17 protein-coding genes and 1 tRNA gene are annotated in these 13,758 nt (G+C 38.4%); 6 read left to right on the top strand and 12 right to left on the bottom strand.

Translation table 11 applies throughout. The features are described from left to right. Positions 1–31: 31 nt before the first annotated feature. The 5 genes from ABN236_RS04305 to mutY form a co-directional block, all read right to left on the bottom strand. Positions 32–505 (bottom strand): Hcp family type VI secretion system effector, encoded by a 474-nt coding sequence (locus ABN236_RS04305; RefSeq protein ID WP_193016301.1) that lies wholly within the window; start codon positions 503–505, stop codon positions 32–34. Positions 506–795: 290 nt separating this feature from the next. After that, positions 796–871 (bottom strand) — tRNA-Phe (locus ABN236_RS04300). 250 nt (positions 872–1,121) lie between these two features. Beyond that, a complete protein-coding gene (mltC, locus tag ABN236_RS04295) occupies positions 1,122–2,192 on the bottom strand; it encodes a membrane-bound lytic murein transglycosylase MltC (RefSeq protein WP_349473447.1) in 1,071 nt (356 codons plus the stop codon). Positions 2,193–2,255: 63 nt separating this feature from the next. After that, positions 2,256–2,528, bottom strand: a complete 273-nt coding sequence (locus ABN236_RS04290; protein ID WP_088493527.1) for an oxidative damage protection protein — start codon at positions 2,526–2,528, stop codon at positions 2,256–2,258. Positions 2,529–2,557: 29 nt separating this feature from the next. Further along, positions 2,558–3,598 (bottom strand): A/G-specific adenine glycosylase, encoded by a 1,041-nt coding sequence (gene mutY / locus ABN236_RS04285; protein ID WP_349473446.1) that lies wholly within the window; start codon positions 3,596–3,598, stop codon positions 2,558–2,560. A gap of 216 nt (positions 3,599–3,814) precedes the next feature. Here mutY and trmB point away from each other — a divergent pair, with 216 nt between their 5' ends. From trmB to ABN236_RS04260, 5 genes are all read left to right on the top strand, one after another. Continuing rightward, positions 3,815–4,534 (top strand): tRNA (guanosine(46)-N7)-methyltransferase TrmB, encoded by a 720-nt coding sequence (gene trmB / locus ABN236_RS04280; RefSeq protein WP_088493525.1) that lies wholly within the window; start codon positions 3,815–3,817, stop codon positions 4,532–4,534. Next, positions 4,534–4,860 carry a YggL family protein gene (locus ABN236_RS04275; protein WP_023581025.1) on the top strand — a complete coding sequence of 109 codons (327 nt, stop codon included), beginning with the start codon at positions 4,534–4,536 and terminating at the stop codon, positions 4,858–4,860. Before trmB ends, ABN236_RS04275 begins: the two co-directional genes overlap by 1 nt. Positions 4,861–4,934: 74 nt before the next feature. Next, positions 4,935–5,861: a glutaminase B gene (gene glsB, locus ABN236_RS04270; protein ID WP_270754158.1), complete on the top strand. Its 927-nt coding sequence runs from the start codon at positions 4,935–4,937 to the stop codon at positions 5,859–5,861. Positions 5,862–5,883: 22 nt separating this feature from the next. Continuing rightward, positions 5,884–6,621 carry a DUF2884 family protein gene (locus ABN236_RS04265; RefSeq protein WP_349473445.1) on the top strand — a complete coding sequence of 246 codons (738 nt, stop codon included), beginning with the start codon at positions 5,884–5,886 and terminating at the stop codon, positions 6,619–6,621. 167 nt (positions 6,622–6,788) lie between these two features. Continuing rightward, the gene (locus tag ABN236_RS04260; RefSeq protein ID WP_349473444.1) at positions 6,789–7,739 is read left to right on the top strand and encodes a siderophore ABC transporter substrate-binding protein; all 951 of its coding nucleotides are present in this window, start codon (positions 6,789–6,791) and stop codon (positions 7,737–7,739) included. A 115-nt stretch (positions 7,740–7,854) separates the two neighbouring features. Here the strand turns inward: ABN236_RS04260 and hemW are convergent, their stop codons facing one another. Genes hemW through ABN236_RS04235 form a run of 5 tightly spaced genes read right to left on the bottom strand, consistent with a single transcriptional unit; the run spans position 7,855 to position 11,690 of the window. Further along, complete coding sequence (hemW, locus tag ABN236_RS04255) at positions 7,855–8,985, bottom strand: radical SAM family heme chaperone HemW (RefSeq protein ID WP_349473443.1); 1,131 nt, start codon at positions 8,983–8,985, stop codon at positions 7,855–7,857. Beyond that, positions 8,978–9,571 carry an XTP/dITP diphosphatase gene (locus tag ABN236_RS04250; RefSeq protein ID WP_088493520.1) on the bottom strand — a complete coding sequence of 198 codons (594 nt, stop codon included), beginning with the start codon at positions 9,569–9,571 and terminating at the stop codon, positions 8,978–8,980. The genes hemW and ABN236_RS04250 overlap by 8 nt, the downstream gene beginning before the upstream one ends. Before the next feature lie 11 nt (positions 9,572–9,582). Then, positions 9,583–10,140 (bottom strand): YggT family protein, encoded by a 558-nt coding sequence (locus ABN236_RS04245; RefSeq protein WP_088493519.1) that lies wholly within the window; start codon positions 10,138–10,140, stop codon positions 9,583–9,585. Between the two features lie 18 nt (positions 10,141–10,158). Further along, on the bottom strand, positions 10,159–10,977 hold the full coding sequence (gene proC, locus ABN236_RS04240; protein WP_349473442.1) for a pyrroline-5-carboxylate reductase: 819 nt from the start codon (positions 10,975–10,977) through the stop codon (positions 10,159–10,161). A gap of 14 nt (positions 10,978–10,991) precedes the next feature. After that, complete coding sequence (locus tag ABN236_RS04235) at positions 10,992–11,690, bottom strand: YggS family pyridoxal phosphate-dependent enzyme (RefSeq protein ID WP_088493517.1); 699 nt, start codon at positions 11,688–11,690, stop codon at positions 10,992–10,994. A gap of 21 nt (positions 11,691–11,711) precedes the next feature. On the opposite strand from ABN236_RS04235, the gene ABN236_RS04230 reads away from it, so the two are divergent. Next, the gene (locus ABN236_RS04230; RefSeq protein WP_088493516.1) at positions 11,712–12,716 is read left to right on the top strand and encodes a type IV pilus twitching motility protein PilT; all 1,005 of its coding nucleotides are present in this window, start codon (positions 11,712–11,714) and stop codon (positions 12,714–12,716) included. 48 nt (positions 12,717–12,764) lie between these two features. On the opposite strand, the gene ruvX is transcribed toward ABN236_RS04230, so the two are convergent. Then, a complete protein-coding gene (ruvX, locus tag ABN236_RS04225) occupies positions 12,765–13,184 on the bottom strand; it encodes a Holliday junction resolvase RuvX (RefSeq protein WP_088493515.1) in 420 nt (139 codons plus the stop codon). After that, positions 13,184–13,747: a YqgE/AlgH family protein gene (locus tag ABN236_RS04220; protein WP_023581015.1), complete on the bottom strand. Its 564-nt coding sequence runs from the start codon at positions 13,745–13,747 to the stop codon at positions 13,184–13,186. The genes ruvX and ABN236_RS04220 overlap by 1 nt, the downstream gene beginning before the upstream one ends. Positions 13,748–13,758: the final 11 nt, after the last annotated feature.

The raw sequence follows: 13,758 nt of genomic DNA, 5'->3' as shown, positions 1-13,758 counted from the left end.
GATATTAAATTCACCATTAAATTTTTACTGATTAACTTAGTTCAGAAATACTATATCCAGACGTTCCTGCCATTATATGGTTACAGGTAATACTTTCATATTGTATAGTGATAATTTCGCTAGGTAATGAATCACTTTGAGTTAAGGTACTTGCATGTATTTGTGAGTAATTGACAATAGAAGCATTTGTTAAAACAACCGTCATATATTTCTCTTGGGCGCCGGTATGAGAAGTTCTATAGTAATCAATTTCACACTTTAAAATTTCGTTATTTGTAATTGCCGTAATTAGTAATGGTGTTGATTTATCAACATGTTTGGTTATAGAAAGAGGAGCATGACTTAAATTTTGTCTTCTTGATATATCAAATGTGGACGCTATAACTAATATTTCATTTAAGTGAGAGCTTTGGTATTTATTGCCAAGTGAATCGTAAGAAGAGCATCCAGCTGAAATATTTCCTTGAACATTTCCATTTATTCTTAAATAAATATTATTAGACATTAATTATTTTCCTTTTTGTATAATTAAACTTCATGTTCACCTAAAGCTAAATTTATTCTAAAGTTAATTACATTAGATTAATTTAAGAATTCATTATATTAAAAAGAGAATAGATTGCTATCTAAATACTGTAGCAATTCACATGAAGTCATTATCAGAAGCATAAAGAAAAAATAATATTTTGAGTGAACAAGTTAAGGATCAAGGTAGACTTTAAGAAAAGGGGATCTAAAAAATTTATAAAGCGCAGAAAGCAAAAAACCAGCCCTAAGGCTGGTTTCTCTAAATAGTGGTGCCCGAACTCGGAATCGAACCAAGGACACGGGGATTTTCAATCCCCTGCTCTACCGACTGAGCTATTCGGGCAACGGGGCGTATTAAACCCGATATCGCCTTGCTCGTCAACGTTATTTATCACAAAACTGTTTGATTGCTGTTTTTTTAAACTTATTGATTAATAAAACGCTATTTGTCGCAGAAAATGAGTAAAAATAAAGCTGAAAGTGTTTTGTGATACTTAAAAAATCCATGACGATAAAGCCATTTATAGAGCCTTAATAACAAAAAAGCTTCCCCAAATTCATTGAGGAAGCTTTATTTTTAGACTAAGTATCAACTATCGATAGTTACGTTGAGCTGTACTGACTTTCTCAAGATAACGACGAGATTGGTCGGCAGGATGCTTATTACGTAATGTGGTATACACCTGCGTTGGCTCTAAATTGTTAATCATAGCCGCGGCTTGTTTCTTATCGTTGTGGAATATCCGCAACACGCTACCTGCACCACCGTTGTAAGCCTGTATAACGGCGTAACGGCGTGAAACAGGATCTTTGATATCTCCAAGGTAGCTGTTTTGCAGTATCGAAATATAAGCTGCACCTGCATCGATATTATTAGCGGGATCAAATAAGTAACTACGACTTGGTTGTCCTGATTTGCCTTGCATTCGGAATACATCTCGTCCTGCCGTTGCTGGCATAATTTGCATTAAACCGAGTGCATCAGAACTGCTCACCGCATATGGGTTGAAACTTGATTCAATTTGCATAATTGCCAAGATCAATGATGGTTCAACACCATATTTAGCCGCAGCTTGTTGTACTAACGGTAAATATTTATGAGCACGTTGATCAAGGTGATTAGGAACAAGATTAAGGGTGACATACCAAATAGTGTTCATACCGGATTGGCGTTTTTTTAATTTATTGGCAATCAGATAATCTGCAAATTTATTGGCACGCCACTCCCAACGTATAGATTGCCCTGTGTTATCAAGTACTTGTCCTAATAAAAAAGGTTCTGTACTGTGAGGAATATTATTAACGTCAGAGTAGAGATCAATTGAGCCTGGATCTTCGCCCATCAATAACGTTGTGACTATCGCCTTATGCAATTGAAATTGAGGTGCATCATCACCTAAAGTTTCTATGGTGATCGTACCGGCTTCAAAATTAATATGGCTACGTGTTTTATAAGCATTGGTATATTTTACGTAGTCTTTAGGGCCTGCGATTAATACTTCCTTCATACCCCAAATCATTTCGATATTATTGGCAAATTGCCCCATAAGAATATCGAACGCATTGGTATCCTTTGCGTAATCGGGTTCAAATGTTTTTGATGGTTGACTACTACATGAAATGAGTAGAGGGGCGATAATCAGCAAGAGAAGGATTTTTTTCATGGTCAATTGCATCGCTATGGTGAATAAAATACCAGAGCCTTAAAGGCTCTGGAAAAGTGAATATTATTTTTCAGGTGGTGTGTAGCCGTCAATATGAATATCATGACCTTCGAATAAAAATCGCACCATTTCTTGTTCTAATAGTTTGCGATCGTCAGGATTCATGGTGTTAAGTTTTTTCTCATTGATAAGCATGGTCTGTTTTGCCATCCATTGAGCCCATGCTTCTTTTGAGATCTCATTGAAAATGCGCTTTCCAATTTCTCCTGGGTACAACTGAAAATCAAGTCCATCAGCTTCTTTGTTAAGGAAAGTACAAAAAATAGTTCTGCTCATAATAAATCCTCAATATCGCAGGTATTAGCTTAGGCTAATTGTCTAAGTAAATTCTCTACAGGTGCTGCTAACCCTACGGTTGCAGGTGTCTGTAAGTTATACCAAAGTCCTTTTTGCTCCTCCATCATAGAGGTAAACGCTGAGAGTTTTACGCAAATTGGCACAATATCTAAATGAAAATGGCTAAAAGTATGTCTAAATGAAATCAGTTGCTCTGATTCATTATTATCGAGCCCATGCTCAGTTAACCACTGCTCTAAAAGCGCTTTTGTTTCAAATTGAGGAAAGGCAAATAACCCACCCCATATTCCTGCTGGTGGTCTTTTATCCAACCAAACAAGATTATCATATTGTAAAATAAGAAAATAAGTTGTTTTTTCTGGGATAACTTTTTTCGGTTTTTTCCCAGGATAATCTGCCCAATTGTTTTGAGCATAAGCAATACAGCCAGTATTTAATGGGCATAACTCACATTTAGGCTTACTTCTTGTGCAAACCATTGCACCTAAATCCATCATCGCCTGATTAAAATACTCTACACCTTCGATTGGGGTGACATTTTCGCTGATCTCCCACAACTTATTTTCAACTTCTTTTTTACCCGGCCAGCCTTCGACTGCATAACAGCGTGCTAAAACACGCTTCACATTACCATCGAGAATTGGATAAGGTTTTTTCAGTGATAACGATAAAATAGCACCAGCAGTTGAACGCCCAATACCAGGTAAGGCACAAACGTCCTCAAAGGTATCAGGAAACTGCCCTTGATGTTTATCTACAATGTGTTGTGCTGCTTTATGTAAGTTTCTGGCTCTTGCGTAATAACCAAGGCCTGTCCAAAGATGAAGTACTTCATCGAGAGGCGCTTTAGCTAATGCGTTGACATCAGGAAAACGTGCAATAAAACGCTCAAAATAAGGAATAACCGTCGCAACTTGAGTTTGTTGCAACATTACCTCAGATAACCATACGTGATAAGGCGTTTTTTCTTGCTGCCAAGGGAGCGTTTTGCGCCCATATTTGTGATACCAATTGAGTACGACTTGCGAAAATTGCAGAGCTTCCATCATGTTTTATTTTATTAACTCATGTTCTGATTAAGGTAAGATTGCACCACAGAGAGAATAAACTGTAAACACTCTTAATATTTATCTTATAGAGTGATGCTTCTATGTGTGACTCTTGCTAAACTTAGTGATCTTTGGATAATGTCGGTTAAGTTGCACTATTGCGACATTATAACGATTTTAAGTAAATAATTGGCCTAACGACTGACAGTATTAGACATGATCAAGAATGTAATTTCTCCGGAATTCAATGAAGAGGGGCGTGCTTTACGACGCGTTCGTAGTTTTGTTCGTAGACAAGGTCGTTTAACACCTCGTCAAGAGCAAGCATTAGAAACACAGTGGCCTGCCTTTGGCATTGAATATCAACCGGAACCCATCGACTTCAGTCAGGTTTTTGGACGCGAAGCGCCTGTAATTTTAGAAATTGGCTTCGGCATGGGCGCATCGCTCGTGACTATGGCAAAAAATACACCAGAAAATAATTATTTCGGTATTGAAGTACATGCACCGGGTGTTGGTGCTTGTCTTGCAAGTGCTGAAGAAGAACAATTAAGCAATCTGAGAGTCATGTGTCACGATGCGATTGAAGTACTCAATCATATGATCCCTGATAATAGCTTAAAAATGGTTCAGTTATTCTTTCCTGATCCATGGCACAAAGCGCGTCATAATAAACGCCGTATTGTTCAAGTGCCTTTTGCAGAATTAATTTTAAAAAAATTAACGTTAGATGGTGTTTTTCATATGGCGACAGATTGGGAACCATATGCAGAACATATGCTTGAAGTAATGACAAGTGTTGAAGGTTATCAGAATTTGTCAGAAACTCAGGATTATGTACCACGACCAGAAACACGCCCTGTGACTAAGTTTGAAAAACGCGGTCATCGTTTAGGGCATGGTGTCTGGGATCTTATGTTTAAGAGGGTAAAATAATGGCTAAACAACGTAGTCGCCGCTTACGCAAAAAAATGCGTATCGATGAATTTCAGGAATTAGGTTTCTCAGTTAAATGGACTTTCCCAGAAAATACCCCAATTGAGGAAGTAGATCGCTTTGTTGATGAACTGATCCTCAAAGTTATTGAGCCAAATGGGCTGGCATTTGATGCAAGTGGTTACCTGAGCTGGGAAGGCTTAATCTGCTTACAACAAATTGGTAAATGTACAGAAGAGCATCGCCAATTAGTCGAAAACTTCCTAAAAGAAAGCAAAATGCAAGATGTACAGACCTCTGAACTATTTGATGTTTGGTGGGATTGATAGAAAGTTATACATTTAGCAAATAATAACAAGGGCATCCAAAAGGATGCCCTTGTCTGTCTGGGGAAGGGACTGTGACTACAACGTTATCTAATGCATTACTGTCAGATATTTTGCAACAAATTCGCCCATTAATCGGGCAAGGAAAAGTCGCGGATTATATCCCCGCATTAGCTCAAGTACCTCCAGAGCAGCTTGCTATGGCTGTTTATACGGTTGATGGTGAACTCTATCAATCAGGCATGGCAGATAAGCGTTTTTCAATCCAATCAATTTCTAAAGTACTTAGCTTAACGCTTGCTTTAACACGTTATGAAGAAAATGAAATTTGGCAACGTGTAGGAAAAGAGCCATCAGGGCTGCCTTTTAATTCCTTAATACAGCTAGAAATGGAAAAAGGAATACCGCGCAATCCCTTTATTAATGCGGGAGCCATTGTTATCACTGATATGTTGCAGTCTCGATTAAGTGCGCCTAAGCAAAGAATGTTAGAAGTGATCCGTTTTCTCACTGATACTCCTGATATTTGTTATAACTCAGTGGTTGCAAAATCAGAGATGGAGCATCTTAGTCGAAATGCCTCTATCGCTTATTTGATGAAATCTTTTGGTAATTTTGAGAACGATGTTATTACGGTACTGGAAACTTATTTTCACTATTGTTCAATAGAGATGAGTTGCACTGAGTTAGTGCAATGTTTTAGCTATTTGGCTAATCAAGGCACATGTGTGGGTAATAAAAATCAGATTATTACGCCAAGACAAACCCGCCAAATAAATGCGTTAATGTTAACTTGTGGCATGTATGATGGTGCCGGTGAATTTGCGTTTCGTATCGGTATTCCCGGAAAATCAGGCGTAGGTGGTGGCATTATTGCTGTTGTTCCAGATGCCTTTACAGTTGCAGTTTGGTCACCAGAGCTGGATAAATCAGGTAACTCATTAGCAGGTTGTGCAGCACTTGAATTATTAGCAAACAAAGTAGGGCGTTCAATTTTTTAGGTGTGTTTTCAGGAGAGTTGTTATGAATTTAAGAAATATTGCTGTCACACTATTTTTTGTTGCGGGTACAGCAAATGCATCACCAAGTTTTGATTGCGCTGTAATGCCAAAAGATGATTTACGCATAACCTCTGAATTTGTTGAAGTCGCAGGTTCACATGGTTTAATGGTGATTTATCCTGATGGTACATTGTTTCAAAATGAAAAAAGTGCCTCATTGACACCACAGCAACAAGAACTAGCAAAGAAATATCAAGCCACAGTAAGACGAGACGTACCTTGGTTAAGAACTGAAACAGGGGTAAAACTGCAAGATTCTCGCAAAGTGCTTGATAAAGTGGTGATTGAAGCTTTTGGTAAAGATAGCAATATCCTTAATAGATTAAGTAGATTAGAGAAAGATCTTAATCAGCAAATGGATAGAGTGGTCAGCATAGAACCGAATAACATTACATTCCATTCTCAAGCCATAAAAGAAGTCGAAGCCAAAGGTCGTGAAATCGTAGAAAGTAGCCTAGGTGGTATGTTGCAAGACAGCATTAATGAATTGAGAAAAAAACAGTTATTAGCAGCAGCTGGTGGTGACAGTAAAAAAGCCTTGGGCGGACTATTAGGAAACTTAGATGGTTTTCAAAAAATTATAGATCAGGAGTGGAAACAGCAAGAAGCTGCATTTACTCAATTTGGTCAGCAAGCTTGTAGCAAAATAACCCAAATGGAGAGTCAACGAGTGGAGCTTGTTAATTCTCTAAAAAAATAATGATACTCGTCATTCTTCAAGCGAGATCTTGAATTATTTAGAGTATATAAATTTCTATCTCACAACAATTGAAAACAATAATGAAAATCATTCTTATTCAATTGACTTATGAGATGAGCTGTTTAGAATGCCCTGTTTGAGTATTCCACTTAAACAGGGCAAAATTAATGAAGAAGATCCTTCCTTTAGTTATCGCATCTATCCTTTCTGTAACCAGTTTCTCTGCGTTAAGCAAAACGCCAATCGAATACCAACCTAACCAAGTTATTAGCCAGCACAATGACAAGATGGTGATTAAACATCTATTAGGTGAAACGTCGGTCACTAAGAACCCTTCAAAAGTGGTTCTATTTGATTTTGGTCTTTATGATTCTTTAATTCAGTTAGGTTTAGCCGATAAAGTAGTTGGGCTACCGTTAGGTAATGCGCCTGCCTATATTAAAGGAAGTATTGCAAGCAACGTTGCTAATGTAGGTGGTATGAAAGCGCCTGACTTAGAAAAATTAGCCGAAATTAAACCTGATTTAATTATTATTACGGGTCGCCAAGGTGCATCATATGAGGCTTTAGCGAAAATTGCACCAACCGTTAATTTAGGTACTAACAGCGCAAACTATCTCAATTCAGTTGAGTCAAATATCAAATTATTAGGTGAATTATTTGATAAACAACAAGTGACTCAAGAGCAAATTGCTAAATTAAATACTGTTATTGAGCAAGCCCAGAAAAAAGCAGCAGGATCTGACAAAAAAGTTTTAGTACTATTACATAACGCTGGCAATTTAATGCCTAATAATCAAAGTGTTGTTTATGATGTTATTAAAGCCAAAAGAGCCGAATTACCGCCTGTTGCTGAAGAAGAGAAAGGCAAACGTCGTGTTGTAACACCTGAAATGATCGCAAAAGCTAATCCTGATGTTATTTTAATTGTGGATCGTAGCGAAGCTATTGGCGCTGATAAATTAGACAAAGCAACATTTGAAAATGAGGTAATCAAAACAACCTCGGCTTATAAAAATAGCGGTATTATTTATCTACAAGCTGATCTTTGGTATCTTTCTGGCGGTGGTTTAGACAGTTTAACTAAACAAATTGAAGCGGTAGAAAACGCACTTTAATTGATTTAACCTTAAGATTTTTATGATGTTTTAAGGTTTGTAATAAAGAAAAATGCCCAACTGTGATTAATCAGTATGGGCATTTTTTTAAGCTAGTTATTTGAAATCAGCAATATTAAAGGAATAACTCAAGCAATGAATTGAGGAAGAGTTTGCCATGAGGTGTAATTTGCCAGTGAGTGTCTGATTCACTGATATAACCTAAGGCCAAAGCTTCATCTATTTGATGGCGAATAACGTCTTCAGAAAGCCCAGTGTAATCGCTGAAATCTTGTCTTGGAAATGCTTCTAATAGACGAAAACGGTTCATAAAAAATTCAAATGGACGGTCATCATTATCAACAAAATTTTGCTGGTGGAGATAACGACCTTCCATAAAACCTTTAGGGTGCTTGGTTTTTACTGTTCGCATGATGCGACCATCTTCAAAGCTTATTTTTCCATGAGCACCACAACCGATACCTAAATAATCCCCGAAACGCCAATAATTTAAGTTGTGCTCACATTGAAAGCCTGGTTTGCAATATGCCGATGTTTCATATTGCTGATAACCTGCGGCTGTCAGTAATTTATCGCCTTCTGAGAAAATATCCCACAGCATATCGTCATCAGGTAATTTCGGTGGACGAGAGCCAAATTGTGTATTGGGTTCAATGGTTAATTGATACCAAGACAAATGCGGTGGAGATAACTCTATTGCTTGCTGTAAATCCGAAAGCGCTTGAGATAATGATTGGTCTGGTAATCCATGCATTAAATCTAAATTAAAGCTATGTAAGCCTAACTCTTTGGCTAAACGAGCTGCATTTTTAGCTTCATCAGCATCATGAATGCGCCCTAAGCGAATAAGCTTATCGTCACCAAAACTTTGCACACCAATAGAAATACGATTTACACCCGCACGTTGGAATCCAGCAAAGCGTTCAGCTTCTACGGTTCCTGGGTTAGCTTCCATGGTAATTTCTGCATTAGGGCTGACCGCAATGCGCTCTTTGACGCCATAGAGTAAATCAGCCATTGACTCAGCACTTAATAAGCTAGGTGTACCACCACCAATAAATATAGTTTGGACTTCACGTGAACCAACGTGAATAAGATCGGCATCTAAGTCATTGAGTAAATGTTGCACATATTCCTGATGTGGAACTTCGCCTTTTAGTGTGTGTGAGTTGAAATCACAATAAGGGCATTTTTGTACACACCAAGGAATATGAATATACAAACTTAGTGGAGGCAACTTAAGCATTCTTAAGGGCATCCAACATTAATTTAAGTGCTTTACCACGATGCGAATGCTGATTTTTTTGCTCTTTAGTCAATTGTGCTGCAGTACAATTTAATTCCGGAACAAAGAAAATAGGATCGTAGCCAAATCCACCTTCACCATGCATTTCTGTGCTTAATACACCGTGCCAAATACCGTGAAAAATCAGCGGAGTTGGATCGTTTTCATGGCGCATATAAACTAATACACAGTTAAATTGTGCTTGGCGTTTTTCAGCAGGTATATCTTTCATTGCATCAAGCAATTTATCCAGATTTTGTTGATCGCTTGCATCAACACCCGCATAGCGTGCTGAGTAAATTCCCGGAGCACCGCCTAAAGCATTTACTGAAATACCTGAGTCATCGGCAATGGCCGGTAAACCGGTTACTTTTGCTGCATGACGTGCTTTAATCAGCGCATTTTCAACAAAAGTTAGGCCTGTTTCTTCAACAGAATCAACACCAAGCTCTGTTTGAGCAACAATATCTAAACCAAAATCAGAAAGCAAAGAGGCTAGCTCTTTGACCTTTCCCGGATTTCCTGTTGCGAGAACTACTTTTTGCATGAGTGTTATCCTTAGTAAAGCGTTACGCTAAGTAGCCATTGTAAAACGTCTACACGCAGATAATTCAGGGCGTAAAGCACAAGAATAACAATCATTGCAGAGAAATCTAAACCGCCCATCGCTGGAATGACACGACGAATTGGAGCCATTAAAGGTTCTGTTAATTGAAATAAAAGGCGATCAATTGGATTACGACCTTGGCTTACCCAGCTAAGAATTGCGCGGATAATGATCAACCAGAAAATCATCTTACCTGCTGCTGTGAGCAGTTCAATAAAGGCAAATGGGAACATTAAAGAGAAAGGAATTGATGTTCCTGATAAGTAAGATGGAATAATAATACCTAGCAGAATTAATATATAGGCTAATAAAACTGAAGCTGTATCAATAGGACCAATAGAAGGAATAATACTTCTCAATGGGCGAACAATTGGCTGTGTGATCTTGACGATAAATTGTGAAAAAGGATTATAAAAATCAGCTCTGACACATTGCATCCAAACACGTAATAGCAGTACGGATGTGTAGAGTTGAAGAAGAGTCAGAATGACGAAATTTAAAAAATTCATTAGTTGGCCCTGATGAAATTAAAATTGTTTTTCCATTTCTTGCGCACGTTTAATCGCAGCTTGCATGGCAGAAGCGACGCTTTCAGGTAGTTTACCTTCATAAAACTGCATAAGTGCAGCTGCGGTCGTCCCACCTTTTGATGTTACTTGCTCGCGTAAAGTTGAGAAAGGTAACATGTGTTGTTTCTCTGCTAAGGCGGTAGAACCACTTGCTGCTTGTTGCACAATAGCTCTTGCCACTTCAGGTGAAAAACCTAAACGTTCTGCTTCTTGTTGCATTGATTCCATAAACAAGAAGAAATAAGCGGGTGCACTACCAGCAACGGCGATAATATCATTGATGGCAGATTCTTGCTCTACCCAAACGGTTGTTCCGACACTTTTCATTAATTCATCGGCAAACTGTTTATCTTGAGATGAAAGTGAATTGTGAGCGAACATACCACTTAAGCCTTTACCTACAAGAGCCGGAGTATTTGGCATAATACGAACAAGCTGTAATTGAGTTGCAAAATAGTCGTTATAACGAGTAGCGGGGATGCCAGCAGCGATAGTGAGGACTAACTTTTTGCTCATATCGATATTTTGTAAGGGCTTACAAACTTCTTCCATCATTTGTGGCTTTACTGCCAACACAATAACATCCGCTTTCTGAACCGCATCAATATTGTTATTAGTACTATGAATACCGAACTCTTTTTCTAGTGGTTCACGGCGAATGGCAGAAGGTGAGCTGACGGTTATTTTATTTGCTGGATATCCACCTTGAACCAATCCTGCAATAATGGCTTGAGCCATATTTCCAGCGCCAATAAATGCGATGTTACGATGTTCCATATAAACCTCTATTTTTACTTAGTCGCGTAATCTCTTGCGCCAAAAATTGCTGTTCCAATACGAACGAGTGTTGAACCACAAGCAATAGCAGCCTCCATATCACTTGTCATTCCCATAGATAAGGTATCTATATCGGGATATTGAGATTGCAATTGTTTAAATGCAAGATGCATTTTTTCTAGTACTTCAACTTGTTTGTCATAATTGCTTTCAGGTGCTGGAATAGCCATCAATCCGCGCAATTTAATGCCTGATAGAATAGAAATTTGTGCCGCTAGCCCATCAAGTTCAGTCAGATTAATACCTGATTTACTGTTCTCATCACTAATATTGATTTGAATAAGGACATTTATTGGTGGCAATGAGTCAGGACGTTGGTCACTTAATCTTTGAGCGATTTTCAATCTATCAATGGTATGGCACCAATCGAAATTCTCAGCAACAAGACGTGTTTTATTTGACTGTAAAGGGCCGATAAAGTGCCAAACTAAGGTGTGGTTATCAGCAAAATAATTGATTTTATCAACACCTTCTTGGACATAGTTTTCACCAAATTCAGTTTGTCCACACGCTATTGCTTTTTCGATGTCACTCGCAGGTTTTGTTTTACTCACTGCAAGTAGTGTTATTTCTTCTGAAGAACGGCCGCATTTCTGCGCTGCTGTGTCAATGTGAGACCTGACATTGACGAGATTCTGTTTAATAGTATTCATGGCAACTCAGGAGATAATAAGATGAAAATGGAAAATTTAATTGCATATAGTGTAAAGCATAACGCCTCGGATCTGCACCTTTGTTGTGGTGATGTACCACGATTGCGGATCAATGGAATACTTTATCAACAAAATCAATGTAAACCTATCACTTCCGATAGTCTATTAGCGTGGTTTTTGCCTTTTTTGAGCAACACTCAAAAGCAAATTTTTGAGAATGAAGGGCAAGTTGATACAGCACTCACGCTGTCTTGTGGGCAGCGACTTCGTGTTAATTTATTTCGCCAACAAAAAGGCATTTCAGCTGTATTAAGAATAATTGAAACACAAATTCCTTCTTTAGATAAACTTCGAGTACCCAAGTCGGTTTCAACACTTTTAGACAACTATTCTCATGGACTTATTTTGGTGACTGGTGCAACAGGAAGTGGGAAATCATCGACATTAGCGGCAATGATCAATCATTTAAACCAATATCAACGTCAGCATATTTTGACATTAGAAGATCCTATTGAGTTTATACACAGCAATAAGCAAAGCATTGTGCAGCAAAGGGAAATAGGGCGAGATGTTCAACATACTGCAAATGCGATAAAGAGCGCTCTGCGCCAAGATCCAGATGTCATTATGTTAGGCGAGTTAAGAGATGCACAAAGTATTAAGTTGGCATTAACGGCAGCAGAAACAGGGCATTTGGTGCTGGCTACATTGCATACTCAAGGGGCGGCACAAACACTTGAGCGCGTGACAAATGTATTTACAGGTAATGAGCGACAATGGATTTCATCACAATTAGCGAGCAGTTTAAGGGCGATAATTTCACAAGAGTTAGTTTCTTCAATTGAAGGCGGACGTGTGGCGTTATTTGAAATAATGCAGGTCACGCAGGGTATTTCACATCTTATTAGAGAAGGAAAATACCACCAAGTGACAACATTAATGCAAACAGGTAGTGAATACGGTATGCAAACCTTCATGTTAAGTCGGCAGCAACGCCAACATGAAGGTTTAATTCAAGCTGAGTGATAACTTATAAGTAAAAATAGGCGACTATGATCCGTTGGAAGCTATTTTTTAGAGTTGCTGTTCAAACCAGCTTTCAAGAATAATAACGGCAGATGCGGCATCTACACTGCCTTTATCTAAGGAGCGGTAACCGCCACGCTCAAAAAGATGAGCGCGAGCTTCTACGGTGCTAAGGCGTTCATCATGCAAGGCAATTTGTACACCAAATCGACCATGAAGGCGATTAGCAAATTTTTTAGCTTGAGTTGTGACTAACTGTTCGGTGCCATCCATATTAAGAGGTAAGCCGACAACCACGAGATCAGGTTGCCACTCTTTTATGATTTTTTCGATTTGAGTCCAATCAGGAATACCATCTTTTGCTTTAAATGAGGCTAAAGGTCTTGCTGTTCCTGTAACTTCTTGACCGATAGCGGCGCCAATGCTTTTTGTGCCGAAATCAAAGCCCATTACCGTTCTGTTTGACATTATGCGTGACCCGCTATCGGTGAAATGGTGTGGATATTAATCCCAATTAATTCAGCGGCTTTATGCCAACGTTCAGCAATAGGGGTATCAAAAATAATTTGAGGTGAAGCTTCAACGGTTAGCCAGCTATTTTCTAAAATTTCTTTCTCTAATTGACCTTGTTCCCAACTAGAATAACCCAAAGAGACTAATGTTTTTTCTGGTTGTCTTGCTGTACCTAAGGTTTCTAATACATCTTTGGAAGTTGTGATCATCGTGCTGTCACTAATTTTGATACTAGAACTAAAGCCTGAAACTGGAGTGTGCAAGATAAAACCATGCTCTTCTGCAACAGGGCCTCCTGACATCACGGGTTTTTGTAAGCTAATTGCTTCATCTCTATCAGTCGAAAAAATTTCCAGTTGATCTAATACACCTTCCACAGAGATATCTTCAATAGGTTTATTAATAATTAAACCCATCGCACCGTTTTCATTATGTTCGCAAACATAGACGACCGAGCGTTCAAATAACGGATCGCTTAATGAAGGCATAGCAATAAGAAAATGGTTAAGTAAATTCATAATAGTAGTAC

Origin of the sequence: Proteus sp. fly-1013, assembly GCF_040140245.1 — a bacterium.
Classification (GTDB): Bacteria; Pseudomonadota; Gammaproteobacteria; order Enterobacterales; family Enterobacteriaceae; genus Proteus; species Proteus mirabilis_B.
The sequence above is the reverse complement of the archived record's forward strand: the minus strand, read 5'-3'. Positions and strand labels throughout refer to the sequence as shown.

Coding starts and splice junctions, on each gene's coding strand:
- ABN236_RS04290 (WP_088493527.1), bottom strand. CDS start 2,528: ATGAGCAGAACTATTTTTTGTACTTTCCTTAACAAAGAAGCTGATGGA.
- hemW (WP_349473443.1), bottom strand. CDS start 8,985: ATGCTTAAGTTGCCTCCACTAAGTTTGTATATTCATATTCCTTGGTGT.
- ABN236_RS04245 (WP_088493519.1), bottom strand. CDS start 10,140: ATGAATTTTTTAAATTTCGTCATTCTGACTCTTCTTCAACTCTACACA.
- ABN236_RS04230 (WP_088493516.1), top strand. CDS start 11,712: ATGAAAATGGAAAATTTAATTGCATATAGTGTAAAGCATAACGCCTCG.
- ABN236_RS04265 (WP_349473445.1), top strand. CDS start 5,884: ATGAATTTAAGAAATATTGCTGTCACACTATTTTTTGTTGCGGGTACA.
- trmB (WP_088493525.1), top strand. CDS start 3,815: ATGATCAAGAATGTAATTTCTCCGGAATTCAATGAAGAGGGGCGTGCT.
- ABN236_RS04305 (WP_193016301.1), bottom strand. CDS start 505: ATGTCTAATAATATTTATTTAAGAATAAATGGAAATGTTCAAGGAAAT.
- mltC (WP_349473447.1), bottom strand. CDS start 2,192: ATGAAAAAAATCCTTCTCTTGCTGATTATCGCCCCTCTACTCATTTCA.
- ABN236_RS04260 (WP_349473444.1), top strand. CDS start 6,789: ATGAAGAAGATCCTTCCTTTAGTTATCGCATCTATCCTTTCTGTAACC.
- ABN236_RS04250 (WP_088493520.1), bottom strand. CDS start 9,571: ATGCAAAAAGTAGTTCTCGCAACAGGAAATCCGGGAAAGGTCAAAGAG.
- mutY (WP_349473446.1), bottom strand. CDS start 3,598: ATGATGGAAGCTCTGCAATTTTCGCAAGTCGTACTCAATTGGTATCAC.
- ABN236_RS04220 (WP_023581015.1), bottom strand. CDS start 13,747: ATGAATTTACTTAACCATTTTCTTATTGCTATGCCTTCATTAAGCGAT.
- ABN236_RS04275 (WP_023581025.1), top strand. CDS start 4,534: ATGGCTAAACAACGTAGTCGCCGCTTACGCAAAAAAATGCGTATCGAT.
- proC (WP_349473442.1), bottom strand. CDS start 10,977: ATGGAACATCGTAACATCGCATTTATTGGCGCTGGAAATATGGCTCAA.
- ABN236_RS04235 (WP_088493517.1), bottom strand. CDS start 11,690: ATGAATACTATTAAACAGAATCTCGTCAATGTCAGGTCTCACATTGAC.
- ruvX (WP_088493515.1), bottom strand. CDS start 13,184: ATGTCAAACAGAACGGTAATGGGCTTTGATTTCGGCACAAAAAGCATT.